The sequence below is a fragment of the Nocardioides sp. JCM 18998 genome, assembly GCF_055391535.1.
In genome coordinates this window covers 1,527,208-1,549,098 of the sequence record NZ_AP043886.1, presented here as the reverse complement: position 1 = coordinate 1,549,098, position 21,891 = coordinate 1,527,208, and the positions used below count along the sequence as shown (strand labels likewise).

The 21,891-nt window shown below is 71.9% G+C and carries 24 protein-coding genes; 13 read left to right on the top strand and 11 right to left on the bottom strand.

Annotated elements, in window-relative coordinates; genetic code table 11:
• Positions 1–36: 36 nt before the first annotated feature.
• A complete protein-coding gene (locus ACZ5L9_RS07340) occupies positions 37–1,329 on the top strand; it encodes an MFS transporter (RefSeq protein ID WP_464535645.1) in 1,293 nt (430 codons plus the stop codon).
• Between the two features lies 1 nt (position 1,330).
• Here ACZ5L9_RS07340 and ACZ5L9_RS07335 read toward each other — a convergent pair whose 3' ends face one another.
• Positions 1,331–1,837: a mycothiol transferase gene (locus ACZ5L9_RS07335; RefSeq protein ID WP_464535643.1), complete on the bottom strand. Its 507-nt coding sequence runs from the start codon at positions 1,835–1,837 to the stop codon at positions 1,331–1,333.
• Between the two features lie 53 nt (positions 1,838–1,890).
• On the opposite strand from ACZ5L9_RS07335, the gene ACZ5L9_RS07330 reads away from it, so the two are divergent.
• The 3 genes from ACZ5L9_RS07330 to ACZ5L9_RS07320 all read left to right on the top strand — a co-directional run bounded on the left by ACZ5L9_RS07330 (position 1,891) and on the right by ACZ5L9_RS07320 (position 4,297).
• Positions 1,891–2,880: a TIGR03557 family F420-dependent LLM class oxidoreductase gene (locus ACZ5L9_RS07330; protein WP_464535641.1), complete on the top strand. Its 990-nt coding sequence runs from the start codon at positions 1,891–1,893 to the stop codon at positions 2,878–2,880.
• Between the two features lie 112 nt (positions 2,881–2,992).
• Positions 2,993–3,370 carry a DsrE family protein gene (locus ACZ5L9_RS07325; RefSeq protein ID WP_464535639.1) on the top strand — a complete coding sequence of 126 codons (378 nt, stop codon included), beginning with the start codon at positions 2,993–2,995 and terminating at the stop codon, positions 3,368–3,370.
• 81 nt (positions 3,371–3,451) lie between these two features.
• On the top strand, positions 3,452–4,297 hold the full coding sequence (locus tag ACZ5L9_RS07320; RefSeq protein ID WP_464535636.1) for a sigma-70 family RNA polymerase sigma factor: 846 nt from the start codon (positions 3,452–3,454) through the stop codon (positions 4,295–4,297).
• A gap of 128 nt (positions 4,298–4,425) precedes the next feature.
• On the opposite strand, the gene ACZ5L9_RS07315 is transcribed toward ACZ5L9_RS07320, so the two are convergent.
• On the bottom strand, positions 4,426–5,037 hold the full coding sequence (locus ACZ5L9_RS07315) for a TetR/AcrR family transcriptional regulator (RefSeq protein ID WP_464535634.1): 612 nt from the start codon (positions 5,035–5,037) through the stop codon (positions 4,426–4,428).
• A 70-nt stretch (positions 5,038–5,107) separates the two neighbouring features.
• Between ACZ5L9_RS07315 and ACZ5L9_RS07310 the strand changes: the two genes are divergently transcribed.
• Positions 5,108–6,523, top strand: a complete 1,416-nt coding sequence (locus ACZ5L9_RS07310) for an MFS transporter (RefSeq protein WP_464535632.1) — start codon at positions 5,108–5,110, stop codon at positions 6,521–6,523.
• A gap of 100 nt (positions 6,524–6,623) precedes the next feature.
• On the opposite strand, the gene ACZ5L9_RS07305 is transcribed toward ACZ5L9_RS07310, so the two are convergent.
• The 3 genes from ACZ5L9_RS07305 to ACZ5L9_RS07295 form a co-directional block, all read right to left on the bottom strand.
• Entirely contained in the window at positions 6,624–7,553 is a 930-nt protein-coding gene (locus ACZ5L9_RS07305) for a carbohydrate kinase family protein (RefSeq protein ID WP_464535630.1), read from the bottom strand.
• An 87-nt stretch (positions 7,554–7,640) separates the two neighbouring features.
• Positions 7,641–8,906 (bottom strand): alpha-hydroxy-acid oxidizing protein, encoded by a 1,266-nt coding sequence (locus tag ACZ5L9_RS07300; RefSeq protein ID WP_464535628.1) that lies wholly within the window; start codon positions 8,904–8,906, stop codon positions 7,641–7,643.
• A 49-nt stretch (positions 8,907–8,955) separates the two neighbouring features.
• Positions 8,956–9,585, bottom strand: coding sequence for a TetR/AcrR family transcriptional regulator (locus tag ACZ5L9_RS07295; protein WP_464535626.1), 630 nt, complete (start codon positions 9,583–9,585; stop codon positions 8,956–8,958).
• Positions 9,586–9,659: 74 nt separating this feature from the next.
• Between ACZ5L9_RS07295 and ACZ5L9_RS07290 the strand changes: the two genes are divergently transcribed.
• The 4 genes from ACZ5L9_RS07290 to ACZ5L9_RS07275 are packed head-to-tail and all read left to right on the top strand — an operon-like array spanning position 9,660 to position 14,009.
• Complete coding sequence (locus tag ACZ5L9_RS07290) at positions 9,660–10,553, top strand: sterol desaturase family protein (protein WP_464535624.1); 894 nt, start codon at positions 9,660–9,662, stop codon at positions 10,551–10,553.
• 12 nt (positions 10,554–10,565) lie between these two features.
• Positions 10,566–11,669: a hypothetical protein gene (locus ACZ5L9_RS07285; protein WP_464535622.1), complete on the top strand. Its 1,104-nt coding sequence runs from the start codon at positions 10,566–10,568 to the stop codon at positions 11,667–11,669.
• Entirely contained in the window at positions 11,666–12,781 is a 1,116-nt protein-coding gene (locus ACZ5L9_RS07280; RefSeq protein ID WP_464535620.1) for a hypothetical protein, read from the top strand. Before ACZ5L9_RS07285 ends, ACZ5L9_RS07280 begins: the two co-directional genes overlap by 4 nt.
• A gap of 1 nt (position 12,782) precedes the next feature.
• Positions 12,783–14,009, top strand: a complete 1,227-nt coding sequence (locus ACZ5L9_RS07275; RefSeq protein WP_464535618.1) for a hypothetical protein — start codon at positions 12,783–12,785, stop codon at positions 14,007–14,009.
• Here ACZ5L9_RS07275 and ACZ5L9_RS07270 read toward each other — a convergent pair.
• Positions 13,973–14,662, bottom strand: coding sequence for a hypothetical protein (locus ACZ5L9_RS07270; protein WP_464535616.1), 690 nt, complete (start codon positions 14,660–14,662; stop codon positions 13,973–13,975). The genes ACZ5L9_RS07275 and ACZ5L9_RS07270 overlap by 37 nt on opposite strands.
• Positions 14,663–14,757: 95 nt before the next feature.
• On the opposite strand from ACZ5L9_RS07270, the gene aat reads away from it, so the two are divergent.
• Positions 14,758–15,432 (top strand): leucyl/phenylalanyl-tRNA--protein transferase, encoded by a 675-nt coding sequence (gene aat, locus ACZ5L9_RS07265; protein ID WP_464535614.1) that lies wholly within the window; start codon positions 14,758–14,760, stop codon positions 15,430–15,432.
• A 113-nt stretch (positions 15,433–15,545) separates the two neighbouring features.
• Here the strand turns inward: aat and ACZ5L9_RS07260 are convergent, their stop codons facing one another.
• Both ACZ5L9_RS07260 and ACZ5L9_RS07255 read right to left on the bottom strand, forming a co-directional pair.
• Positions 15,546–15,872 carry a rhodanese-like domain-containing protein gene (locus tag ACZ5L9_RS07260; RefSeq protein WP_464535612.1) on the bottom strand — a complete coding sequence of 109 codons (327 nt, stop codon included), beginning with the start codon at positions 15,870–15,872 and terminating at the stop codon, positions 15,546–15,548.
• Positions 15,873–15,881: 9 nt separating this feature from the next.
• Positions 15,882–16,748 carry an Fpg/Nei family DNA glycosylase gene (locus ACZ5L9_RS07255; protein ID WP_464535610.1) on the bottom strand — a complete coding sequence of 289 codons (867 nt, stop codon included), beginning with the start codon at positions 16,746–16,748 and terminating at the stop codon, positions 15,882–15,884.
• Between the two features lie 24 nt (positions 16,749–16,772).
• On the opposite strand from ACZ5L9_RS07255, the gene ACZ5L9_RS07250 reads away from it, so the two are divergent.
• Together ACZ5L9_RS07250 and ACZ5L9_RS07245 are read left to right on the top strand one after the other, a co-directional pair.
• Positions 16,773–17,024, top strand: coding sequence for a hypothetical protein (locus tag ACZ5L9_RS07250; protein WP_464535608.1), 252 nt, complete (start codon positions 16,773–16,775; stop codon positions 17,022–17,024).
• A gap of 32 nt (positions 17,025–17,056) precedes the next feature.
• Positions 17,057–17,836, top strand: a complete 780-nt coding sequence (locus ACZ5L9_RS07245; protein WP_464535606.1) for a glycerophosphodiester phosphodiesterase — start codon at positions 17,057–17,059, stop codon at positions 17,834–17,836.
• An 18-nt stretch (positions 17,837–17,854) separates the two neighbouring features.
• On the opposite strand, the gene ACZ5L9_RS07240 is transcribed toward ACZ5L9_RS07245, so the two are convergent.
• Positions 17,855–18,793, bottom strand: coding sequence for a TIGR03619 family F420-dependent LLM class oxidoreductase (locus ACZ5L9_RS07240; protein WP_464535604.1), 939 nt, complete (start codon positions 18,791–18,793; stop codon positions 17,855–17,857).
• A gap of 92 nt (positions 18,794–18,885) precedes the next feature.
• On the opposite strand from ACZ5L9_RS07240, the gene ACZ5L9_RS07235 reads away from it, so the two are divergent.
• Positions 18,886–19,818, top strand: coding sequence for a DUF5926 family protein (locus ACZ5L9_RS07235; protein ID WP_464535602.1), 933 nt, complete (start codon positions 18,886–18,888; stop codon positions 19,816–19,818).
• 62 nt (positions 19,819–19,880) lie between these two features.
• Here ACZ5L9_RS07235 and ACZ5L9_RS07230 read toward each other — a convergent pair whose 3' ends face one another.
• Entirely contained in the window at positions 19,881–20,936 is a 1,056-nt protein-coding gene (locus tag ACZ5L9_RS07230; protein ID WP_464535600.1) for a hypothetical protein, read from the bottom strand.
• A gap of 130 nt (positions 20,937–21,066) precedes the next feature.
• The gene (locus ACZ5L9_RS07225; protein ID WP_464535598.1) at positions 21,067–21,801 is read right to left on the bottom strand and encodes an adenylate/guanylate cyclase domain-containing protein; all 735 of its coding nucleotides are present in this window, start codon (positions 21,799–21,801) and stop codon (positions 21,067–21,069) included.
• Positions 21,802–21,891: the final 90 nt, after the last annotated feature.

Below are 21,891 nucleotides of genomic sequence, written 5' to 3'. Positions count from 1 at the left end.
CCGGAAGAACGACGCAAACGATTACCTTTGCTAACTGTGTCGTCCTTCAACCTGCGCAGCATCCTGGCCGACACGCGACCCCTGAAGGTCCCGCACTTCCGTCGGCTCTGGATCGCCATGATCGTCACGATGGTGGGCGCGCAGCTCACCGTCGTCGCCGTCCCCGCGCAGATCTACGCCGACACCGGCTCCTCGGCGTACGTCGGTCTGACCGGCCTCTTCGGCCTGGTCCCGCTGGTGATCTTCGGCCTGTACGGCGGAGCGCTCGCCGACCACTTCGACCGGCGCCTGCTGATGCTGGTCTCGACGGCCGGCCTGATCCTCACCAGCGCCCTGTTCTGGCTCCAGGCCGCGCTCGGCCTCGAGAACGTCTGGGTGCTGCTCGGCCTGTTCTCGCTGCAGCAAGCGTTCTTCGCGATCAACTCGCCCACCCGGCAGGCGCTGCTGCCGAAGCTGCTCCCCGCGGAGCTGCTGCCGGCCGCGAACTCGCTGACGATGACGGTCTTCCAGGCCGGTGCGATCGCCGGCCCGCTGGTCGCGGGCGTGCTGATCCCGATCACCGGCTACACCTACCTGTACCTGATCGACACCATCACCCTGTTCGCCACCCTGTACGCGGTCGTGCTGTTGCCGGCTGCGCCGGTCGAGGGCGCGGGTGCCAAGCCACCGGGGCTGCGCTCGGTGCTCGACGGGCTGGTCTACCTGCGCACCCAGCCGGTGCTCCTGATGAGCTTCGTGGTCGACCTGATCGCGATGATCTTCGGCATGCCACGGGCGCTGTACCCGCAGATCGCGCACGAGTCGTTCCTCGGCCCGGCCGACGGCGGCATCGTCTTCGCGCTGCTCTTCGCCGCGATCCCGGCCGGCTCGGTCATCGGTGGCGTCCTGTCGGGCTGGATGTCGCGCGTCGAGCGGCAGGGCCTGATCGTGCTGTGGTGCGTCGCGGTGTGGGGCATCGGCATCGCGCTCTTCGGCGCCACCCTGTGGGTGACCCCGAACCTGCGGCTGCCGATGCTGGTGCTCGGTCTCTTCTTCCAGATGGTCGCGGGCGCGGCCGACGTCGCCTCGGCGGCGATCCGCAGCGCGATCCTGCAGTCCTCGGCCGACGACAACGTGCGCGGACGCCTGCAGGGCGTCTTCACCGTCGTGGTCGCGGGTGGTCCGCGGATCGCGGACGTGGCGCACGGCGGGGCAGCCGCGGTCGTCGGCACGGCCGCGGCCACCACCGGCGGCGGCGTCCTGGTGATCGTCGGCATCGCGGCGTGCGCTGTGCTCGCCCCGGCGTTCGTCCGCTACCGCGTCAAGGCCGCCGAGCCGGTCACCGTCTGACTCAGGCGCGCTCGAGGATCCCGCGGGCGTATCTGGCCTGGCCGAGGTGCTGGGCGTCGTCCTCGAGGATCGAGACCAGCCGCGCGCCGAGCGTCACCGGCGGGTCCCAGCGCTCGTCGACCACCTTCTCCAGCTCGCTGGCGGTGACCAGTGCCAGCCATCGATGCGTGGCCTGGTGGGTGGCGCGCAGGTAGTCGGCGAGCAGCTCTGCGCTCACCCGCACCTGCCCGACCTCCTCGGCGCTCTGCCCGTACCCGGTCGCGGCCACGTCGAACGGCAGGCCGAACCGCTCGGCGTACCCCTGCGCCGTCCAGACCTGCCCGTGCCCGGCCACGTCCGCCACCTGGGCGTCCTGCACACGGGCGAGATGCCAGACCAGCCAGGCGATGGTGTTCGCCTCCGGAGCGACCCGGGAGGTGAGCTGGTCATCGGTGAGACCGTCCACGACGGCGGTCCCACCCTCGACGATGCGCCCGAAGGCGTCCTGGAGCAGTGCTGCGGGGCTCATGCCTGCGACGGTACGTGTGCACCGGTCGGCTGGCTAGCGGGTACCGGCCCGCCATGACGAACTTCGGCTACACCCTGATGACCGAGCAGAGCGGGCCGCGCGAGCTGGTCCGCTACGCCCAGCGGGCCGAGGAGATCGGCTTCGACTTCCTGCAGAGCAGCGACCACTACTCGCCGTGGCTGACCACGCAGGGGCACGCGCCGTACGCCTGGGCGGTGCTGGGTGCCGTCGCCCAGGCGACCTCCCGGATCGGGCTGATGACCTATGTGACCTGCCCCACGATCCGCTACCACCCGGCGGTGGTGGCACAGAAGGCGGCGACCCTCGCACTGCTGAGCGAGGGGCGCTTCACGCTCGGGCTGGGCAGCGGCGAGAGCCTCAACGAGCACACCGTCGGCAAGGGCTGGCCGGCGCTCGAGACCCGGCAGGACATGCTGACCGAGGCGATCGAGATCATCCGCGCGCTCTTCGCCGGCGACCTGGTCACCTATCGCGGTGAGTACTTCGACGTCGACTCGGCGCGGCTGTGGGACCTGCCCGAGGAAACCGTACGGATCGCGGTGGCGTGTGCCGGCGAGCGCGCGCTGGAGGCGCTCGCCCCGTACAGCGACGACCTCATCGCGGTCGCGCCCGACGACACGCTGGTGCCGCGCTGGAACGCCCAGCCGGACGCTCTCGAGATCGGCGCGGGGGCACGGGCCATCGGCCAGATCCCGATCTGCTGGGACCCGTCGCAGGAGGCGGCGATCGAGCGGGCGCACCGTGAGTTCAAGTGGTTCGGCGGCGGGTGGGACGTCAACGCCGACCTGCCCACCACGGCCGGCTTCTCGGCGGCGAGCCAGTTCGTGCGGCCGGACGACGTCGCCGAGTCGATCCCGTGCGGGCCCGATCTGGACCGGATCGTGGAGGCGGTCTCGAAGTTCTGGGAGGCCGGCTTCACCGACGTCGGACTGGTCCAGGTGGGTGACGAGGGTCAGGAGCGGTTCCTCGCCGAGGCCGCCGGCCCGCTGCTGGAGAAGCTGCGTGCCGCCGCCCCGTCCTGAGCCGCGGCGACCGGGCGTGCCGTCTCAGATGACGTCAGCTGGACAGGCGCCCGCCGGCATCCGCTCGATGCCCTAGCGTCCGCAGTGTCGCCCCGAGCCCCGAGGACCTGCCGTGCCCAAGAAGTCAGTCATCCACCTCTTCCACGACGATGACGACTCCGTCGCCACCGGCAGCCGGGTCGCGCAGCGCATGCTCGAGATCGCCGCCGAGCAGGGGGTCGAGGTCGAGCTCTTCTGCTTCGGCCCGGCCCAGCGCCGCCTCGGCTCCGCCGGCATCGACGCGGTGGATGCGGCCTCCGATGCCGGCGCCACCTTCAACCGGCAGGTCGACGAGCTGATCGCCGCCGGCGTGCGCGTGAGCGCCTGCGTCAACGCCGCCCGCGCCGACGGATCCGAGGAGGCGCTCCGCGAGCGCGGGCTCGATCTGCAGGTCGCGCGCGACGAGTTCCTCCGATTCACCCTGGAAGGCGCCACCGTCATCACCTTCTGAGCGACACCTCCTGAGCCGACGCGCCGATGTCACAACTCGTCCAACGTGCGCGTCAGACAGGATGTGAGCGTGGATCATCTGGTGAGTGACTTCGAGGCCGAGCGGCCGCGTCTGCTGGCGATCGCGGCACGGATCCTGGGCGGTCCGAGCGGCGCGGAGGACGTGGTTCAGGAGGCCTGGCTGCGGCTCGCCGGGGCGGATCCCGCGCCCGACAACGTCGCCGCCTGGCTGACGACGGTGACCACCCGGCTGTGTCTCGACCAGCTGCGCACCCGGCGGCATGCCTTCCCCACCGACGAGCTGCCCGAGATCCTGGAGACCGTCGATCCCGTGGACGGTCCCGAGGCCGACGCGGTCCTCGCCGATCGGGTCGATGCGGCGATGCTGGTCGTGCTCCACACCCTGTCGCCGATCGAGCGGGTGGCGTTCGTGCTGCATGACCTCTTCGGGGTGCCGTTCGAGGACGTCGCGGCCACCCTCGGCCGATCGCCCGCCGCCGTACGCCAGCTCGCCTCGCGGGCCCGCCGCCGTCTCCGGGGCGCGGACGTCGAGGCCGAGCGCAGCGAGCACCGTGTCGTGGTCGATGCGTTCCTCGAGGCCGCCCGCGGCGGCGACCTGCCGCGCCTGGTCGAGCTGCTGGCTCCCGACGCCGTGTTGCACGCCGACCCCGCCGGGGCCGCGATGGGCGCCGAGACCCGAACCGGCGCGGCTGCTGTCGCCGACCGGTTCAACGGCGCCCGCGGCGCCATGAACGTCACCGTCGACGGCTGGGCCAACGCCGCCTGGATCCATCACCGCGACGTGAAGGTCGCGTTCCTCTTCACCGTCGCCGACGGCCGCATCACCGACGTCGACATGGTCGCCGACGAGACCTCACTGGCCCTGATGGAGATCAGCGGCACCAGCAACCCCCACCACCAACCCTGAAGAAGCCTGCGGCCGCGACCGACGAACGGCGCCGCCGCAGGGGCGCTGCGTAAGCAACGCGCCGGACGAAGTCCGCTGCGCGGGGCGACGCCTGCCCCAAGGCGTGTGCCCGGCGGCGGTCGCGGACCTCAGGTCGCGGACTCAGGTCCCGCCGACTCATTCACCGGAACGCACGCCCGCACCAGATCCGCCAACGGCCCGAGCTGAGCACCCGCTGGGCCGTCCAGCTCAGTGCCGAACGCGCCGATCGAGAGCAGCACGTTGAGCAGCATCCCGTACGCGACGAAGTCACGGACCTGCTCATCGCTCCAGCCCGTGTCCCGCAGGGTCGCGAAGATCCGGCCCATCCCGTCACGGGAGGCGACCCCGATCTCCGGCACCGCACTCGCGGAGAAGCCGTGCATCAGGACGTGCAGGAAGTCGCTGTCGGCGAGCAGCTCGGTGTAGGCCTGCGCCATCCGCTCCTTGTCGTCCTCGCTGTCCGGGTCGAAGGCCCGCTCGTCCAGCACGGCGCGGAACGCGGCCTGGATCCGGTCGCAGGCGTGCGTGTAGACGGCGAGGAAGAGCTCGAGCTTGGTGCCGAACATCCGCACGACGTAGGGCTGGCTGACGCCTGCCTCCTTGGCGACGGCGTCGGTGCTGGTCCCGGCGTAGCCGCTCTCGGCGAACGCCCTGGTCGCGGCGGCCAGGATCAGCGCGCGGCGCTCCTCGGCAGGCATCCGGGTGTTCATGGTTGACATGTTATCAGTCGATTACTTACGGTGGTCGAGGTCTAAGTAATCATCCGATGCCAACAACTGAGGAGAACCGATGAGCACGCTCACCGAAGCGCCCGCCGGCGGCTCCGGCCGTCTCGCCGGCGCAGCCCGCCGCGCGCCGCTGTGGCTGACGATCGCCGCGGTCAGCCTGCCGATGTTCATGGCGACCCTGGACAACCTGGTCATGACCAGCGCGCTCCCGGTCATCCAGCAGGACCTCCACGCCAGCGTCAGCGATCTGTCCTGGTTCATGAACGCGTACACCCTCGCGTTCGCCACGTTCATGCTCCCGGCCGCGACCCTCGGGGACCGGATCGGACGACGCCGGGTGATGGTCGCCGGCATCGTCGTGTTCACCCTCGCCTCGATCGGCTCGGCCCTCTCCGACTCCTCGGGCACGCTGATCGCCGCCCGGGCGGTCCAGGGCTTCGGCGCGGCGGCGATCATGCCGCTCTCGCTCACCCTGCTCGCCGCCAACGTGCCGGACCGGCTGCGCCCGGCTGCGATCGGCATCTGGGGCGGGGTCTCCGGCCTCGGCGTCGCGCTCGGCCCGGTGGTCGGCGGCGCCGTCGTCCAGGGCATCAGCTGGCAGGCGATCTTCTGGCTCAACGTCCCGGTCGCGATCCTCGCACTGCCGCTGGTCATCGCCGCGGTCAACGAGTCCCGCGGATCCTGGCAGCGACTCGACCCGATCGGCACCCTGCTGCTGGGTGGCTCCGTCTTCGGCGGCATCTGGGGCATCGTGCACGGCAACGACGACGGCTGGGGCTCGCCCCAGGTCCTCGTCCCGCTGATCATCGCCGCGCTGCTCGTCCCGGCGTACGTCCTGTGGGCGGCCCGCCGCACCGACGCGGTGCTGCCGCTGCGGCTCTACCGCTCGCGCAGCTTCTCGGTCGCCAACCTGGTCTCCCTGGGCTTCACGGTCGGGATGTTCGGCGCTGTCTTCCTGCTCTCGCAGTACCTCCAGGTCGTGCAGGGCTACACCCCGCTCGGCGCGGGTGTGCGGACCCTGCCGTGGACCGCGGCTCCGATGGTGGTCGCCCCCATCGCCGGGGCCCTGACCGGGCGGATCGGCGCTCGTCCGCTGATGCTGGTCGGGCTCGCCCTCCAGGCGGGGTCGCTGGCGTGGTTCGCGTGGCTGACCGAGCACGGCTCCTCGTACGCCGCCTTCGTGCCGGCGCTGGCGATGGCCGGCATCGGCATGGGCCTGGTCTTCCCGACGATCTCGACGTCCGTGCTCGACGGGCTGCCGGACACGGACTTCGCGATCGCCAGCTCGGCCAACTCGACGATCCGGGAGTTCGGCGTCGCCCTCGGCATCGCGCTGCTCACGGCGGTCTTCCTCGGCAACGGCGGCCACATCGCCCCCGACGGCTACGCCGGAGCGATCGGTCCCGCACTGCTGACCGGCGCCGGAGCAGTCGCGCTCGCCTTCCTCGCCGCGCTCTTCGCTCCTCGGCGCAGCTAGCCGGGCCCCGGACGACGATCCGGACGACGACCCGACCGACGACCCGGACGGGGCGGTGGGCGACGCATCGACGTCCCCGCCGCCTCCTCCGCTGCGCGCCTCAGAGGGCCGAGCGGATCAGCGCGTCGTTGAGGTCTGTGCGGATGGTGAAGCGCGAGGTCAGGGTGAGCCCGGCGGCGGCAAGCCCGTAGTGGACGGCGGCGAGCGTGTCCTCACCGTGGATGCGCGCATGCGCGAAGGCCCCGAGCATGGTGTCGCCGGTGCCGGCCATGTCGACGTGGTCGGCCTCGATCCGCGGCGGCGGGACCCACCAGCGGCCACCCGGCGAGACCAGGAACGACTCGCGCTCCGGCCCGAGTCGCACCCAGACCGCCTGCACGCCGGTATCGAGGAGCCGGTCGACCGCCGCCTCGACCTCCTCCTTGGTTCCGGTCGGCATCCCGGTCACGGCGGCCAGCTCCGCACCGTTCGGATGGATGAGGTCGATCCGCGGCCCGAGGACCCCGCGCAGGCGCTGCAGCTTGGGGACGCTCACCGGCGCGAGCACCACCCGGACGTCGCAGCTCTCGGCGATGGCGAGCGCCTGCTCGACCGTCGCCGGCAGCAGGTTGCCGTCGAGGACGAGCAGGAGCGCACCGCGGATCAGGCTCGCCGCGGCCTCGACCATCAGCGGGGAGATCAGGTCGGCGGCCGCCATGTCCGAGACGCCGACCACCAGCTGGCCGTCGGGTGCGACGATCGCCGCGTACGTGCCGGTGCGGACCTCGCGCTCGCGCACCAGGCTGACGTCGACGCCGGCCTCGGCGGTGTGGTGCAGCAGCTCGGCTCCGAGCGGGTCGTCGCCGACGACGGAGACGAGGTGGACCCGTGTGCCGAGGCGGGCGATGACCTCGGCGATGTTACGACCGACACCGCCGGGGGACAGCTCGGAGGAGCCGATGTTGCTGGTGCCGGGGATCGGGGTGGAGACAGCGATGGCATGGAGGTCCATGTTCGCCGCGCCGATGACGACGACGTACGGCTCACTCAACGGCCGACCCCCAGGAGATTCACGCCGACAAGCATGACGGGCACCTGCCGTTTGGCTGCAAACGACCACCGCATCTCGGACAACTTTTTACGCGAGCAGGTCCGGGCCGAGGTCGCCGATCGACCGGGCGCCGACCAGGCCGAGGGTCAGGTCGACCTCGGCGACGACGTGCTCGAGGACGGCCCGTACGCCCGCCTCACCGGCGAGCGCGAGGCCGTAGACCCAGGGCCGGCCGAGCAGGACCGCGCGGGCACCGAGCGCGAGTGCCTTGACCACGTCGGCGCCGCCGCGTACGCCGCTGTCGAAGAGCACCGGCACCGCGCCGTCGACCTCTGCGACGACACCCGGGAGCGCGTCGAGCGAGCCGATGGCGCCGTCGACCTGACGCCCGCCGTGGTTGCTGACGACGATGCCGTCGACGCCGTGCTCGAGGGCCAGCCGCGCGTCGTCGCGGTGCTGGATGCCCTTCACCAGGATCGGCAGCCGCGTCATCGCACGCAGCCGGGCGAGATCGGGCCAGGTCAGGTCCGAGCGGGAGAAGACGTCGAGGAAGGTCTCCACCGCGGCGCGCGGGCGCGGATCGGTGAGCCCGGCCGCATCCGGCCAATGCCGACGAATCGAGCGCAGTGCGGCGATCGCGGCCGGGATCTGGGTCAGGCCGGGACGCGGGGTCCCACCCGCCGCCGGCGCGGCCACCCGCTCCTCGACCAGTGCCCGGAAGGCTGTGTCGGAGGTGTACTGCGCGATCCCCTGACCGCGGGCGAAGGGTAGGTAGCCCAGGTCGAGATCGTGGGTGCGCCAGCCCAGCACGTGGGTGTCGAGGGTGACCACGACGGCATCGGCGCCGATCGACTCCGCCCGACTCACGAACGACTCGACGACGCGCTCCTCGCGGCTCCAGTAGAGCTGGAAGAGCCGCGGCGTACGCCCGAGCGCGACGGCGGTCTCCTCCATCGGCACGCTGCCCTGCGTCGAGATCACCATCGGCACCTCGCAGGCGGCCGCGGCCCGGGCGACCGCGTGCTCGGCCTCGGGGTGCGCCATCTCGAGGACGCCGATCGGGGCGAGCAGCAGCGGCGAGGGCAGGGTGCGGCCGAGCAGCTCGACGGAGAGGTCGCGCTCCTCGACGTCGACTAGGTAGCGCGGCACCAGCCGGACCCGGTCGAGCGCCTCCCGGTTGGCGCGCACGGTCGCCTGGTTGCCCGCGCCGCCATGGACGTACGACCACGCCTCGGGGCGCATCGCCTTCTCGGCGGCGGCCTCGAGCGCGTCGCACGAGGTTGGCACGACGGGCCTGCCGCCGAAGAGGCCGGCGCGGTAGATGCGCCCCTGGATGTCGCGTCCGATGCTCACGAGCGCCACTCTGCCGCACCGGCCGGCCGGCCGTGACGCGGTGCCACCGCTACCGAGCCAGGGCACCGCCGAGCTCGGCGCCGGTCAGCGCGGCGAACATCCGGGTGCAGCGCTGGGTCATCGCGGCGGCGGTCTGGTCCGGGTGGTCGATCCACCAGCCGACGATGGCATCGACCATGCTCATCCAGACCGCGACACCGGCCGACACGTCGAGCGGGTCGCTCACCCCGACCAGGACGGCGAGCTCGGAGACGCCTTCGTCGGCCAGCGCGGTGATGCGCGCGGTGTAGGAGGCGCGTACGGCCGCGACCTCACCGGTGTCGGGCGCGGTCGGGTCGAAGATCAGCGGCCAGACCCAGGGCTGCGGCTCGAGCAGCACGAAGAGACCCTCCAGCGTCCTCAGGCCGCGCTCGAGGCCGACCACCCCGGTGCGCGCGATCCGCTCCATCTCGCCGGCGAGCTGCTCGCCCGTGCGCCGCAGCGTCTCGGTGAAGAGCCCCTCCTTGGAGCCGAAGTAGGAGTAGACCAGGGGCTTGGAGATCCCGGCCTGCTCCGCGACGGCGGCGACCGACGTCGCCGCGTAGCCGACGGTGCCGAAGATCCGGGTGGCCGCGGCCAGGATCTGCTCCTCGCGATCGGCGCGCGGGACGCCCTTGGTGCCGGCATTGGGTCGAGGCATGGAGAGAGCCTAGCCAGAGCATGTGACCCGGGGGTAAGTTACCCCAAGGTCATATCGCCGAGGAGGAGACCGCCGTGCACGACTTCTTCGATCCCACCCAGAACCCGGTGGGCTTCGCGATCCCGTTCTTCCTGCTCACGATCGCACTCGAGCTTGGTGCGCTGAAGTGGCTCGACCACGACGACAACGTCACCGGCTACGCCTTCAAGGACGCACGTACGTCCATCTTCATGGGGCTCGGCTCGCTGGTCACCTCGACGCTCTTCAAGCTGGCGTTCTTCTGGCTCTTCGTCGTGCTCTACGAGCACGCGGCGCCCTACCGGCTGCCCAACACGTGGTGGGCGTTCCTGATCACCGTCCTGGCGGTCGACCTGTCGTACTACTGGCAGCACCGCTTCGTGCACCGCGTACGGGTCGGCTGGGCGGCGCACCAGGCGCATCACTCCAGCGAGTACATGAATTTCGCCACCGCGCTGCGGCAGAAGTGGAACCCCTGGTTCGACGTGCTCTTCCTGGTGCCGCTCCCGCTGCTGGGCATGTCACCGGGGTGGATGTACCTCGGCCTCGGCATCAGCCTCGTCTACCAGTTCTTCGTGCACACCGAGATGATCGACCGCCTGCCCCGACCGATCGAGTACGTCTTCAACACGCCCTCGCACCACCGCGTCCACCACGGCTCGGACCCGATCTACCTGGACCGGAACTACGCCGGGATCCTGATCATCTGGGACCGGATGTTCGGCACCTTCCAGCCCGAGCTGCACCGCCCCACGTACGGCCTCACCTACAAGGTGGAGACCTACAACCTGATCAAGCTCGAGTACGGGCACTACGCCGACCTCTTCCGTGACGTCCGCAACGCCACCTCGTGGCGGGTCAGGCTCGGCTATCTCCTCATGCCGCCGGGCTGGGAGCCCACGCCCCGGGCGGCGCGGGTGACGGTGGGCACGGGGCAACACCACGCCTGACAGACTGACGCCATGAAGCGGCGGGTCTATGTCCACGTGGGGGCGCCCAAGACGGGCACGACATACCTCCAGAACCGGCTGACCGCCAGCCTCGGCGACCTCGCGCAGCACGACGTCCACTACGCGACGAAGCCGCTGCTCACCCCCAACCTGTTCCAGTTCCGCGCCTCGCTCGACCTGCTCGGCCGCACCGACTGGAAGGGCCCGATCGCCAAGTCCGACGGCGCCTGGGACGCGATGGCGAAGCGGGTCCGGCGCCACTCCGGGACCGTCATCCTCAGCCACGAGATCCTCGCCGGCGCCAAGCCCAAGCACGTGGCCCGACTGTGGAGCGACCTCGAGGTCGGTCGCGGGACCGAGCTGCACGTCGTCTACACCGCCCGCGACCTGGCCCGCCAGCTGCCGGCGGCGTGGCAGGAGGGCATCAAGCAGGGTCAGCGCTGGACCTTCGCCAGCTTCCTGGAGCGGTTCCAGGCCGAGAGGCTCTGGTTCTACAAGGTCTTCGACTTCCCATCGGTGCTGACCACCTGGGGTGCCGACCTGCCCCCGGAGAACCTCCACCTCGTCACCGTTCCGCCCGAGGGCGCCGGCGTCCCGAGCGACGAGCTGTGGCGCCGCTTCGCCGCCGCGTGCGACTTCGACCCGGCGTGGGGCACCCACGAGGGACCGCGCTCCAACCGCTCGCTCGGCATGGCCGAGACCCAGCTGATCCGCCGGCTCAACCGGCGGCTCGAGCGCTCCCAGCGTCCCGGGGGCGAGTACGACGGCCTCATCCGGATGATGCTCGCCGAGTCGGTGCTGGTCGAGCGGGAGAGCGAGCGCGTCCGGGTGCCCCCGGCGCTGCATCCGTGGCTCGACGAGCGCACCGAGCGCTGGATCGAGTGGGCCGAGCAGAGCGGCGTCGACGTGATCGGCACCCTCGACGACCTGCGAGTGCCCGCCCCCGACCCCGACCTGGTCTGGCGCGACCCCGACAAGGTCCGCCCCCGTGCCCAGCTCAACGCCGCCCTCGACGCCCTCGCCGCGATGACCGACGAGGCCGCCCGCCGCGGCGACCCTGGCGCGACCCTGGGCGCCAAGGTGAAGCGAGCCCGTGACCGGCTGGTCCGCCCGTGAGGTCCTCGGCCAGCTGGCTCGCGCACCTGCGAGCCGGCGGACGGACGCCCTGGGCGGCGTACGAGGGCGGCGACGCACCGTTCCGGCACCCGGTCCCGACGGGTGCCCAGCAGCTCGAGGTGCTGCGCCGGCTCAACACGATGGGCACCGTCTCGCCGGTTCTCGCCGAGCGGGTGCTGCGCGCCGATCTCGCCGGGCGTGGCCACGGCCTGCTGCGGCTGACCGAGGACGACAGCAGCGCGGGGCACCGCTTTGGGACCCCTCCGGTCGACCCCGCCGAGCTGTCGCACCGCGAGCTGCTGCGGGTCGCGATCGGCCTGATCGCCCAGGACGTCGTCGCGGCCGGCGTGCCGACGCCGCGCCCCACCAGGAGGCCACGCCTGCGGCGGGTCCGCTACCGCCTCAGCGGCGACCCGCTCATCGCGGTGCCCGCGCGTGAGGACCTGATCCGGCGCGGCTACCCGCAGGGCGGCGGTCGCGCGATCACGTTCCTGGTCGGCCGCGACATGCCGACGATGCTCGCCGACGCGTGGACGTGGCGCTCGCTGGTCAACGGCACCCCCGGCTGGGAGGTCTGGCTCAACAAGATCCAGCGGGCCGGGCGCCTGCCCGCCCGGGCCGACCTCGCCCGCCAGGCTCGCTGGTGGGCCAGGCACGTCGGCGGGCACAACGTACGGATCGTGACCGATCCCACCCTGCTGCCGCAGATCTTCCGCGTCGACGACGTCGCGCCGCCGCTCTCGCTCTCCGCGGACGCGGTCGAGCTGGCCCGGCTGGTGGCGCCGGTGGTGAGCCTCGATGCCGGCGACGCCCGCCCGGACCTGATCGTGCACGGTCTGGCACCGCGGCTCGCCTCCTCGCCGGGCGCCCCGTTGGCCGTACCGGAGCGTTGGCAGGGGTGGGTGGCCGAGCAGGCCCGGCTCGCGCACCAGGAGCTGACCGGCGGCCACTACGCTGTGCTCGGCGATCCCGACCTGATCCTCGCCCCCTCGGCCACCACGGGGACCGGGCCAGCACGATCAGGCGGGGTACCCACGGAGTCCGCGGTCCTCGCCCTCGCCCTCCGGACCCTGCTGGAGAACGACCCCGACTCGCGGGTGGAAGGAGCCTGACATGGCCAGTCGCGTCCTGCTGCACGTCGGCACGCCCAAGACCGGAACGACGTTCCTGCAGGACGTCTGCTTCCGCAACCGCGACCTGCTGCGCGAGCACGGCATCCTCTATCCCGCCGACCGCTTCGACGCTCACTTCCTCGCCGCGCTGGACCTGATGCGGCTGCCGTGGGGCGGCCTCGAGCGTCAGGCCGTCGGTGCCTGGGACCGGCTCGCCGCGGAGGTACGGGCGTTCGACGGAACCGCGATCGTCAGCCACGAGATCCTCGCCCGGGCGACCGCGGCGCAGACCCAGCGCGCGCTGGAGTCGCTCGGCCTCGGCTCCGGGACCGAGATCCACCTGCTGCTGTCCGCGCGCGACCTGGTCCGCCAGATCCCGGCCGAGTGGCAGGAGAACGTCAAGCACCGCACCGTCACCTCCTACGGCGACTTCCTCGCCGAGCTGGGTGAGCCGAGCCGCAACGGCTCGATCGCGCCGTGGTTCTGGGCGGTGCAGGAGCTGCCCGACATCCTCGACCGGTGGCGCGCCGGCGCGGGTGAGATCGGCCTGCCGCCGGAGCGGGTGCACCTGGTGACCGTGCCGCCGCCCGGCTCGCCTCGCGACCTGCTGTGGGAGCGCTTCGTGGCCGCCTTCGGGCTGAGCGAGGTCCCGCTGGACCTGGGCACCGATCGTGCCAACATCTCGCTCGGCGTGCCGGAGACCTACCTGCTGCGCCAGGTCAACGTGCTGGCCAACGACCAGGTCGAGCCGGCCGACTACCGCGGGCTGGTGCGCGAGCTGCTCGCCCACCGCACGCTGTCGGCGCGCACCGACTCACCGCGACTCGGGCTGCCGCCGGAGGTCTATCCGTGGGCGGCGTCCCTGACGTCGGCCTGGGCGCAGGAGCTGGGTCGCCAGGGGTACGACGTGGTCGGGTCCCTGGACGAGCTGACCGGCGCCCAGCCGGCGTCGTACTCCGATCCGGACGCCCCGGACCTGGCCCAGGTCGTCGACGCCGCGGCGACCTCGATCGTGGCGCTGGTCCTGGACGTCGGGCGGTGGCGCACCAACGAGGCGCACCTGCGCGATGAGATCGACGAGCTGCAGCGTCAGCTGGCCGAGGCCCGCCGCACCCCGTACCTGAAGGCGAAGGAGGCGACCTTCCGCCTCCTCACCCGCAGCTGGCTCGGTCGCAAGGTGATCGGCGCCTATCACCGGGCGCGGGGCAGCAGCTCCCGCTTGGCGTAACGGCCGATCTGCCAGGTGAAGAACGCGTCGGTGCTGCCGGCGACGACGCCGCCGACCAGCGGTACCTTGCGGCCGGCGGCCAGGGCGAGCCGCTTGCCGGTGACCCGGGCGATCAGCTCCGTGGCGACCATCGAGGTGATCTGCTTGGTCAGCATCGGGTCGTGCACCGGGGCCGTCGCGGTCGCCATCGGCGGGGCCGGGAGGCGCCCCTGCTTGACCAGCCGGTCGACCCGGTCCGTGCCGAGCAGCGAGAGCAGGATGGCGTTGCGGACCCGCGGGTCCTCCAGGCCGTAGCCGCGCAGGTGCGCGATGCCGGCCACGAGGCGCGCCTGGATCATGGTCAGCTCGGTCAGATTGACCGGGATGGTGACCGGCGCGGTCACGATGCCGCCGAGGTTGGTGGCGAACCCGCCGGCCGCGGCGTAGGCGACATGGTTCTCGATCAGCTCGCGGATCGCCTTGGGGACGCTGCCGTCCTGCTCCTCGAGCTGCTTCTCGGCCGCGGCCGCCGCGCCCGGGATCGGGCCCGCGCCGACGATCGCGCGGGTGAGGGCGATCTGGACGAAGCTGCCGGTCACGCCGGGCGCGAGCTCGACCACCTTGGGAGCGAGGGCGGTGCCGACACTCAGGGCGACCTTCTTGGCAGCGGGCATGCCACCAAGTCTACGGAGGAGTAACAACCGGCCGTCGAGGTGCGAGCGGAGCGAGCCGCGGAGGGGGCCACGACGTCCCGCTGTAGGTTCGGGCCGTGCCGATCGAGCCCGCCGCCTCCCCCTGGATGCTGCCCGACCTCCGCCTGCCCCGGCTCGATGCGCAGCTCGACGACATGGTGGCGATCGGCGCCGATCTGGCGCCGGGCACCCTGCTGGCGGCGTACCGGCTCGGGCTCTTCCCGATGCCCGGTGACGAGCCGGGCGAGATCCTGTGGTTCTCGCCGGTCTTCCGCGGCGTTCTTCCGCTGGACGGGCTGCGGGTGACGTCCTCGCTGCGCAAGTCGATGAAGCACTTCGAGATCCGGGTCGACACGGCGTTCCGCGAGGTGATGACGGCCTGCGCCGACCCGGCCCGCGACGGCGGCTGGATCGACGCGGAGTTCATCGAGGCGTACGTGGAGCTGCACCGGCTCGGCTGGGCGCACTCGGTCGAGGCCTGGCGGGACGGCGAGCTGGTCGGCGGGCTGTACGGCCTCGAGATCGGCGGGCTCTTCGCCGGGGAGTCGATGTTCCACCGCGCCCGGGACGCCTCGAAGGTGGCGCTCGTGGGACTCGTGGAGCGGCTGCGCGCCGCCCCCGGAGCGCGGGTGCTGGACGTGCAGTGGCGTACGGACCACCTCGCGACGCTCGGCGTGGTCGAGGTGGCGCGCTCCGACTACCTGGAGCTGCTCGACGAGGCGCTTGCGTCCCCGCCGGCGCTGGAGGGGTAACACGATGTTCGGGTGGGGTAGCAGCGTGCTGCAACGCGCTGCTACCTCCGTGAACATCGTGTTACCCCACCCCGACACCGTGTTACCCGCGCGGTCGCCGACCGCGCACCCCCTCACGCGACGCTCGGGGTCTCGCCCGTCTCGCTGACCATGGGGCGGCCGGCGGCCTCCCAGTCGAGCATCCCGCCGGCGAGGTTGACCGCGTCGTGGCCGTTCTGGTTGAGCCAGGCGACGGCCTGCGCGGAGCGGCCGCCGACCCTGCAGGTCACCAGCAGCTGGCCCTCGGGCAGCTCGCCGACCCGGACCGGCAGCACCGAGAGCGGGATGTGGATCGCGCCCTCGATGTGGCCTGCCTGCCACTCGAAGTCCTCCCGGACGTCGAGGACGGGGACGGGGCACGGGTCGGGGACGCCGGCGACCTCGACGGTGGGGATGCTCATGGGTGACTCCTACTTCAGCAGCTTGGACATGCGACGGTCGGCCAGCGGCTTCCCGCCGGTCTGGCAGGTCGGGCAATACTGCAACGACGAGTCCGCGAAGCTCACCTCACGGACGATGTCGCCGCAGACCGGGCAGGGCTTGCCGGTCTGCCCGTGCACGGCGAGGTGCGATTTCTTCTCGCCCTTCAGCTCGCTCGCCGCCAGCCCCGTCGAGCGGGCGACAGCGTCGGCGAGGGTGTCCCGCAGGGCGGCGTACAGGGTCGAGAGCTCGTCGTCGGTGAGCGAGTCGGAGGGCTTGTACGGCGACATCCGCGCCGCGTGCAGGATCTCGTCGGAGTAGGCGTTGCCGATCCCGGCGATGGTGCCCTGATGACGCAGCACCCCCTTGAGCTGCTTGCGCCCCGCCTCCTTCAGGATCGCGGCGAGGACGTCGATGGTGAAGTCGTCGCTCATCGGCTCGGGGCCGAGCGACGCGATCCCGGGCACGTCGAGCGGGTCGTGGACGACGTAGAGCGCCAGCGACTTCTTGGTGCCGGCCTCGGTGATGTCCAGCCCCTCCTCGGAGTCGAGCACCACGCGAGCGGCCAGGGTCGACTTCGGCGAGGGCTTCGGCGGGATCGACGGCACCTCGTCGCGCCACCGCACCCAGCCGGCCCGGGCGAGGTGCAGGACGAGGTGGATCCCCGAGGCCTCGATGTCGAGGAACTTCCCGTGCCGGGTGACGTCGTCGACCAGCGTCCCCTCGAGTGCGGACAGGGGCGGGTCGAACGTCTTGAGCGCGCTGAACTGCGCGATGTGGACCTTCGTGATCGCCCGATCCTTCAGCCGACCACGCAGGTCGGCGGCGAGCGCTTCCACCTCGGGCAGCTCCGGCATGCGCCCCACTTTATGATCACGACCGTGAATCAGCAGGACGAGAGCCGTGTCGAGTGGGCGCCGGCGATCCCGATCGCGTTCCTGACCTTCCTCGTGGGGGTCTTCCTGTGGCCGGTCGTCGCGGTGGTCGCGGTCGCCGCGCTGGTGACGTTGGCCGTACGGGCCCGGCGCCGGCAGTGGACGGCGCTCACCTTCGCCTGCGTCGGCTGCGCCGGCGGCGCGGTCCTGCTCGCCCTCTTCCTCCTGGTCAGCAACGTGACCGGCGGGGTTCGCTGACTTCGCCGGGCGAACGGACCACCATGGCTGTCATGAGGCCCCAGGTCGTCGCGCACCGCGGCGCCAGCCACGAGCTCGCCGAGCACACCCTGGGCGCGTACGTCGAGGCGCTCGACGTCGGCGCCGAGGCCCTCGAGTGCGACGTCCGGCTGACCGCCGACGGCCACCTCGTCCTGGTCCACGACCGTCACCTGAAGCGCACCGCGCAGGCCCAGGGACTCGTCTCCGAGATGACGTTGGCCGAGCTCGAGCAGTTCGACTTCGCGGCCTGGAAGAAGGCCGAGGGCGGCACCGAGGAGCCGGACCGCGACGTGCGGCTCGATCGGGTGCTCACCCTGCGGAGCCTGCTCGAGACGATCCGCGACTACGACCGCCGGGTCGAGATCGCGATCGAGGCCAAGCACCCCACCCGGTACGGCGGCCTGACCGAGCGCAAGCTCGCCGAGATGCTGCGCGCGTTCGGCTGGGACGAGCCCGGTGCGCCCGTACGGGTGATGTCGTTCAGCTATGCCGCGCTGCAGCGGATGGAGCGGTTGACGCCCCGGGTGCAGCTGGTCCAGTTGGTCGACCGTGCCCAGTACTGGCCGACGCTGCGCCAGATCGTCTCGCCGGAGTGGATCATCGGGCCGGGCATCGACGAGCTGCGTGAGCACCCGCGGTTCGCGCGCCGGCTGCTGCTCGACGACAAGCGGCTGCACGTGTGGACGGTCAACACCGACGACGACCTCGAGCTCTGCCTCGATCTCGGCGTCGAGGCGGTCATCACCGACCGGCCGGCCTACATGCTCGAACGGCTCACCCGGCTCTCCTGAGCTGCCTCGCGGCGGGCGTCAGCGGGCGAAGCCCTCCGCGCGCCGCATCACCTCGCGCAGGAACGACGGCAGCTCGGCCGGGTCGTCGATGAACTGCGAGGGCTTCACGCAGAACGTGGTGAACCCCTGCTCGATCTGCTCGGCGATCGGCGCCATCGCCGCGCCGAGGTCGGCGCAGGTGTCGTCGTCGGGGAAGGTCGCGCGCGTCCCGCCGACCATCTCGATCTGCGAGGCGTCTCGGCCGGCGTCGGTCATCGCGGTGCGGAGCATCGCGAGGTCGTCCGCGGTCGGAGTGCCGAACGGGTGGAAGCCGTGTCCGTAGCGGACCAGCCGCTCGAGGACCGGGCCATGCACGTGCTGCCCGCCGAACCACAGCCGCGGGCCCTCGGGCCGGTACGCCTTCGGCTCGAGGTAGACGTCGGTGAAGTCGAAGAACTCGCCGTGGAAGCTCGCCGGGGTCTCGCGCCACAGCAGGTCGAGGATCTCCAGCTGCTCGTCGAGGATGCGTCCGCGTCGCCCGAACGGCACCCCGAGGGCGGCGTACTCGTCACGGCTCCAGCTCACGCCCGGCTGCACCACGAGGCGGCCCTCGGAGAGCAGGTCGAGGGTGCCGAGCTCGCGAGCCAGCAGCAACGGGTGGCGCAGCGGCGCAAGCACGGCGCTCGCGACCAGCCGGATCCGCGAGGTGGCCGCGGCGATCGCGCTCAGCAGCAGGAGCGAGCTGGGCCACGGCGTCGCCGGGTCCTGGTTGCCGGGGGCGGCGTACGCCCGCGGATTGGCCATCACGCCCAGGGCGCCGGCGTCGGGGCCGAGCACGACGTGCTCGCTCAGCATCACCGAGTCGAAGCCGGCGTCCTCCGCCTCGCGCGACCAGCGCACCAGGGCGGGCAGGTCGCGGCCGTCGGCGAGGGTCCAGTTCTCGCTGAGGATCAGCAGCATCCGGGGAGTGGCGGGCATCGGACGCCTCCTATCGTTTGGATACGAACAATAGGAGGCCATGTCCGCGGCCACAACCGTTCGGCCGTCCCGACCGCATAGGCTTGCTGCTCGTGTCCAAGAAGAACCGCTCCCGCAACGTCCCGTCCGCTCCGGCCGAGGGCGGCATCAGCAAGAACGCGCCCTGCCCCTGCGGCTCCGGCAAGCGCTACAAGGCGTGCCACGGTGCGCCCGGTGGCGCCGGCGTCTTCGTCGCCCGCCCGTTCCAGGGGCTGCCGAACGAGGCGGACCTGGTCGCGATGCGCGAGCTGGTCCCGTCGGCCACCATCGCGGTGACGATCAAGGGGTACGAGGACACTCCCGTCCAGCTGGGCACGCTGCTCCCGCTCGCCGCCCCGGCGATGCGTCGCGACAGCGGCCAGGTCTGGGCCGGCCTCCAGGTCCAGCACAACTTCGGCGACGTCTCCCGTGAGGTCGCTGCCGCGCTGCTCAAGGCTCTCGAGGCCGACGAGTCCGGGATCCACGGCCTCACCGAGAACCCGGGCGAGGGCCCGCGCCTGCAGGACCTCATCACCGACACGGCGCTCACCGTCACCGTGCACGACGGCTTCGAGTGGTGGATCGCCGACGTCGAGGACCAGGAGGGCCTCGAGGGCGCGCTCCAGCAGGCGAACTCCGCCGCGCTCCCGACCGCCCGTCTGACCTCGGTCGACGCGGCGTACTGGACCTCCACCGGCTCCAAGGAGCACCTGCGCTGGGTGATGCCGGAGAACGAGGACGCTCTCCTCACCGCACTCGCCCGCCTGCACGTCTCCGGTGCCGACGTGATCGTCCCCGGCTCGCGCTTCATCGGCATGTTCCGCGCCCACGGCCTGCTCGCCCCGGTCTGGGACCTCCCGATCGGCACCGGCGCCGAGGCGCTCGAGGAGCCGGCCGTCGCCTTCAAGAAGGCGCTCGACGCCGCGCTCGCGGACACCTCGGCCCTCACCGACGAGGTCCGCTCGGCCCGCAACGGACTCGCCGGGCGGCAGGTCGCCATCCGCTGATCGGGTTAGTCCGGGACGTTTGGTGGGGTGAAGGCTCACCCGGACAGCCAGAACGTCCCGGACTATCCGGCTCTACGCCGCAGGAGGCGCGCCTTCTGCCAGCCGTCGAGCCGGCGCCGCTGCTCGACGGTGACCGTCGGCGTCCACCACGGCGGCGGCTCGATCGTCCATGCCCGCCTCTCCGGCGGCAGGAACCGGGAGCGCGATCGCGCCTCGCGCACCCGCTGCAGGTACGGACCGGGATCGCGGCGATCGGTCGCCGTCATGGTCACCCCCTCGAGCCCCAGCCTGCGCAGCGCCGCCTCCCGCTCGATGTCGCTCGAGCGCCGGTCGCGATCCAGGTGCACGTCGCCGTCGTACTCGCCGTACAGGCCCGCCTCCACATCGAGCAGATCCGGCGTCACGACGAACCGTCCGTCGCGATCGAAGACCGGGCGATTGCTCACCACCCTCGGCAGCCGGAGGTGAGCGGTCCAGAGAAGCCTCATCTCGGACTCCATCGGTGACCAGCTGTTCTCGTCAGCCCACCCGATCGCCCGACGCATCTGCTCGACGCCGGTCCACCCACGCAGCTCGTCGGCGGCGTAGGCCGCCAGCTCGGCGATGCTGACCAGGTCCGCCGCCGCGGCCATGTCGAGCACCCGTACGGCAGCCGCCAAGCCGCGCGCATGGCGGATCTCGAAGCCGACCGAGCGGACGTGCCTCGTGAGCGGCATGCCGTCGAGGGAGATCAGGTCGCGCGGAGCCAGCCGCTCGGCCGAGATCCTCAGCCCGTTCTGCGGGCGCACGGCGTGGTTCGACACCGCCAGCGGCACGTCGAGCAGCTGTCCTCGGGGTGCCGAGCCGTCGACGTAGTCCGCGCCTGCCCAGTGAAGAGCAGCCCAGCCGGTGACCCCGGCGAACGGCGGGAGCACCGCGGCCGCCTCCACGATCCGCTGGGCCACCGGGTCGTCGTACTCCCGGGCGGGGACGTACAGGCCACGACGGCAGCGCCGCCATCGCGGGGAGCGTGCCTGCGCGCGGGTCGGCCCGTTCGATCCGGTCGGATCGATCGGCACCGGCCTCTCGACGCCCGGGCGCGCGAGACCGCGCAGCGGGTCGTACGTCTCCGAGGTCACGTCTCGAGGGTCGCGCAGAACCCGGATTCCTCGCGCGCTCTCTCCACAGGTTCCGTTCACGCCGATAGTCCGGGACGTTCTGGCTGTCTGGCTGGTTCGGACCCCCGCCAGACAGCCAGAACGTCCCGGACTATCCGGTCGTGCGCACGAGGTACGGCTGCAGCCGCGCGTAGCCCTTCACCGACGTACGCCGCAGGCTGCGCACCGTGAGGTCCGCCACCTCGCGCAGCGCGTCGGCCGCGCCCTGGTCGACGAGCACCGCGTCGGGGCGTGCGATCGTGGTCAGGCGCGAGGCGATGTTGACGGTCGGGCCGAAGACGTCGCCGAGGCGACTGACCACCTCGCCGTATGCGATCCCGGCCCGGACCTGCGGGAACGAGCTCTCCTCGTCCGCGCCGAGGGCCGTCATGGCAAGCGCGATCCGGGTGGCCCCCTCGGCGCTCTCGGCGACGTAGAGGACGGCGTCGCCCAGGGTCTTGATCACCCGTCCGCCGCGCTCGACGACCAGCCCGGTGCAGACGTCCTCGAACCCCTCGAGCCACGCCACCAGCTCCTCCTGGCTCAGCGACTTGCTGCGCGAGGTGTAGCCGACGATGTCGACGAAGCCGACCGCCAGCGCCGTGGTCGCGCCGTCGAGGGACATCAGGCCGCGGCTGATGACCGAGGCGAGGTGGCGACGCCAGATGTAGGTCTGGAGGTACTCGACCCGCGGCAGCACCTCGGCGGCGAGGGTGGCCGCCTCCTCCGGGCCCGCGCCACGGTCGGCCGCGACATCGGCGAGCAGCGCCGTCTGCCATTCGGCGAGGCGGGCGAAGGAGCGTCCCAGGGTGCGGACGAGGGCGGCCTGGCGCTCCTCGTTGAGCACCCCGAGCGAGATCAGGTCCTGGGTCAGGCGCAGGGCCTCCTGGTCGGCCGAGGTGAAGGCGATGTCGTCGGCGGCCGGCAGCGGGAAGCC

Bases quoted from the DNA above. Each gene is read 5' to 3' on its own strand.
- ACZ5L9_RS07335 (WP_464535643.1), bottom strand. From the start codon at position 1,837: ATGAGCCCCGCAGCACTGCTCCAGGACGCCTTCGGGCGCATCGTCGAG.
- ACZ5L9_RS07330 (WP_464535641.1), top strand. From the start codon at position 1,891: ATGACGAACTTCGGCTACACCCTGATGACCGAGCAGAGCGGGCCGCGC.
- ACZ5L9_RS07315 (WP_464535634.1), bottom strand. From the start codon at position 5,037: ATGTCAACCATGAACACCCGGATGCCTGCCGAGGAGCGCCGCGCGCTG.
- ACZ5L9_RS07310 (WP_464535632.1), top strand. From the start codon at position 5,108: ATGAGCACGCTCACCGAAGCGCCCGCCGGCGGCTCCGGCCGTCTCGCC.
- ACZ5L9_RS07295 (WP_464535626.1), bottom strand. From the start codon at position 9,585: ATGCCTCGACCCAATGCCGGCACCAAGGGCGTCCCGCGCGCCGATCGC.
- ACZ5L9_RS07285 (WP_464535622.1), top strand. From the start codon at position 10,566: ATGAAGCGGCGGGTCTATGTCCACGTGGGGGCGCCCAAGACGGGCACG.
- ACZ5L9_RS07275 (WP_464535618.1), top strand. From the start codon at position 12,783: ATGGCCAGTCGCGTCCTGCTGCACGTCGGCACGCCCAAGACCGGAACG.
- ACZ5L9_RS07270 (WP_464535616.1), bottom strand. From the start codon at position 14,662: ATGCCCGCTGCCAAGAAGGTCGCCCTGAGTGTCGGCACCGCCCTCGCT.
- ACZ5L9_RS07260 (WP_464535612.1), bottom strand. From the start codon at position 15,872: ATGAGCATCCCCACCGTCGAGGTCGCCGGCGTCCCCGACCCGTGCCCC.
- ACZ5L9_RS07255 (WP_464535610.1), bottom strand. From the start codon at position 16,748: ATGCCGGAGCTGCCCGAGGTGGAAGCGCTCGCCGCCGACCTGCGTGGT.
- ACZ5L9_RS07245 (WP_464535606.1), top strand. From the start codon at position 17,057: ATGAGGCCCCAGGTCGTCGCGCACCGCGGCGCCAGCCACGAGCTCGCC.
- ACZ5L9_RS07240 (WP_464535604.1), bottom strand. From the start codon at position 18,793: ATGCCCGCCACTCCCCGGATGCTGCTGATCCTCAGCGAGAACTGGACC.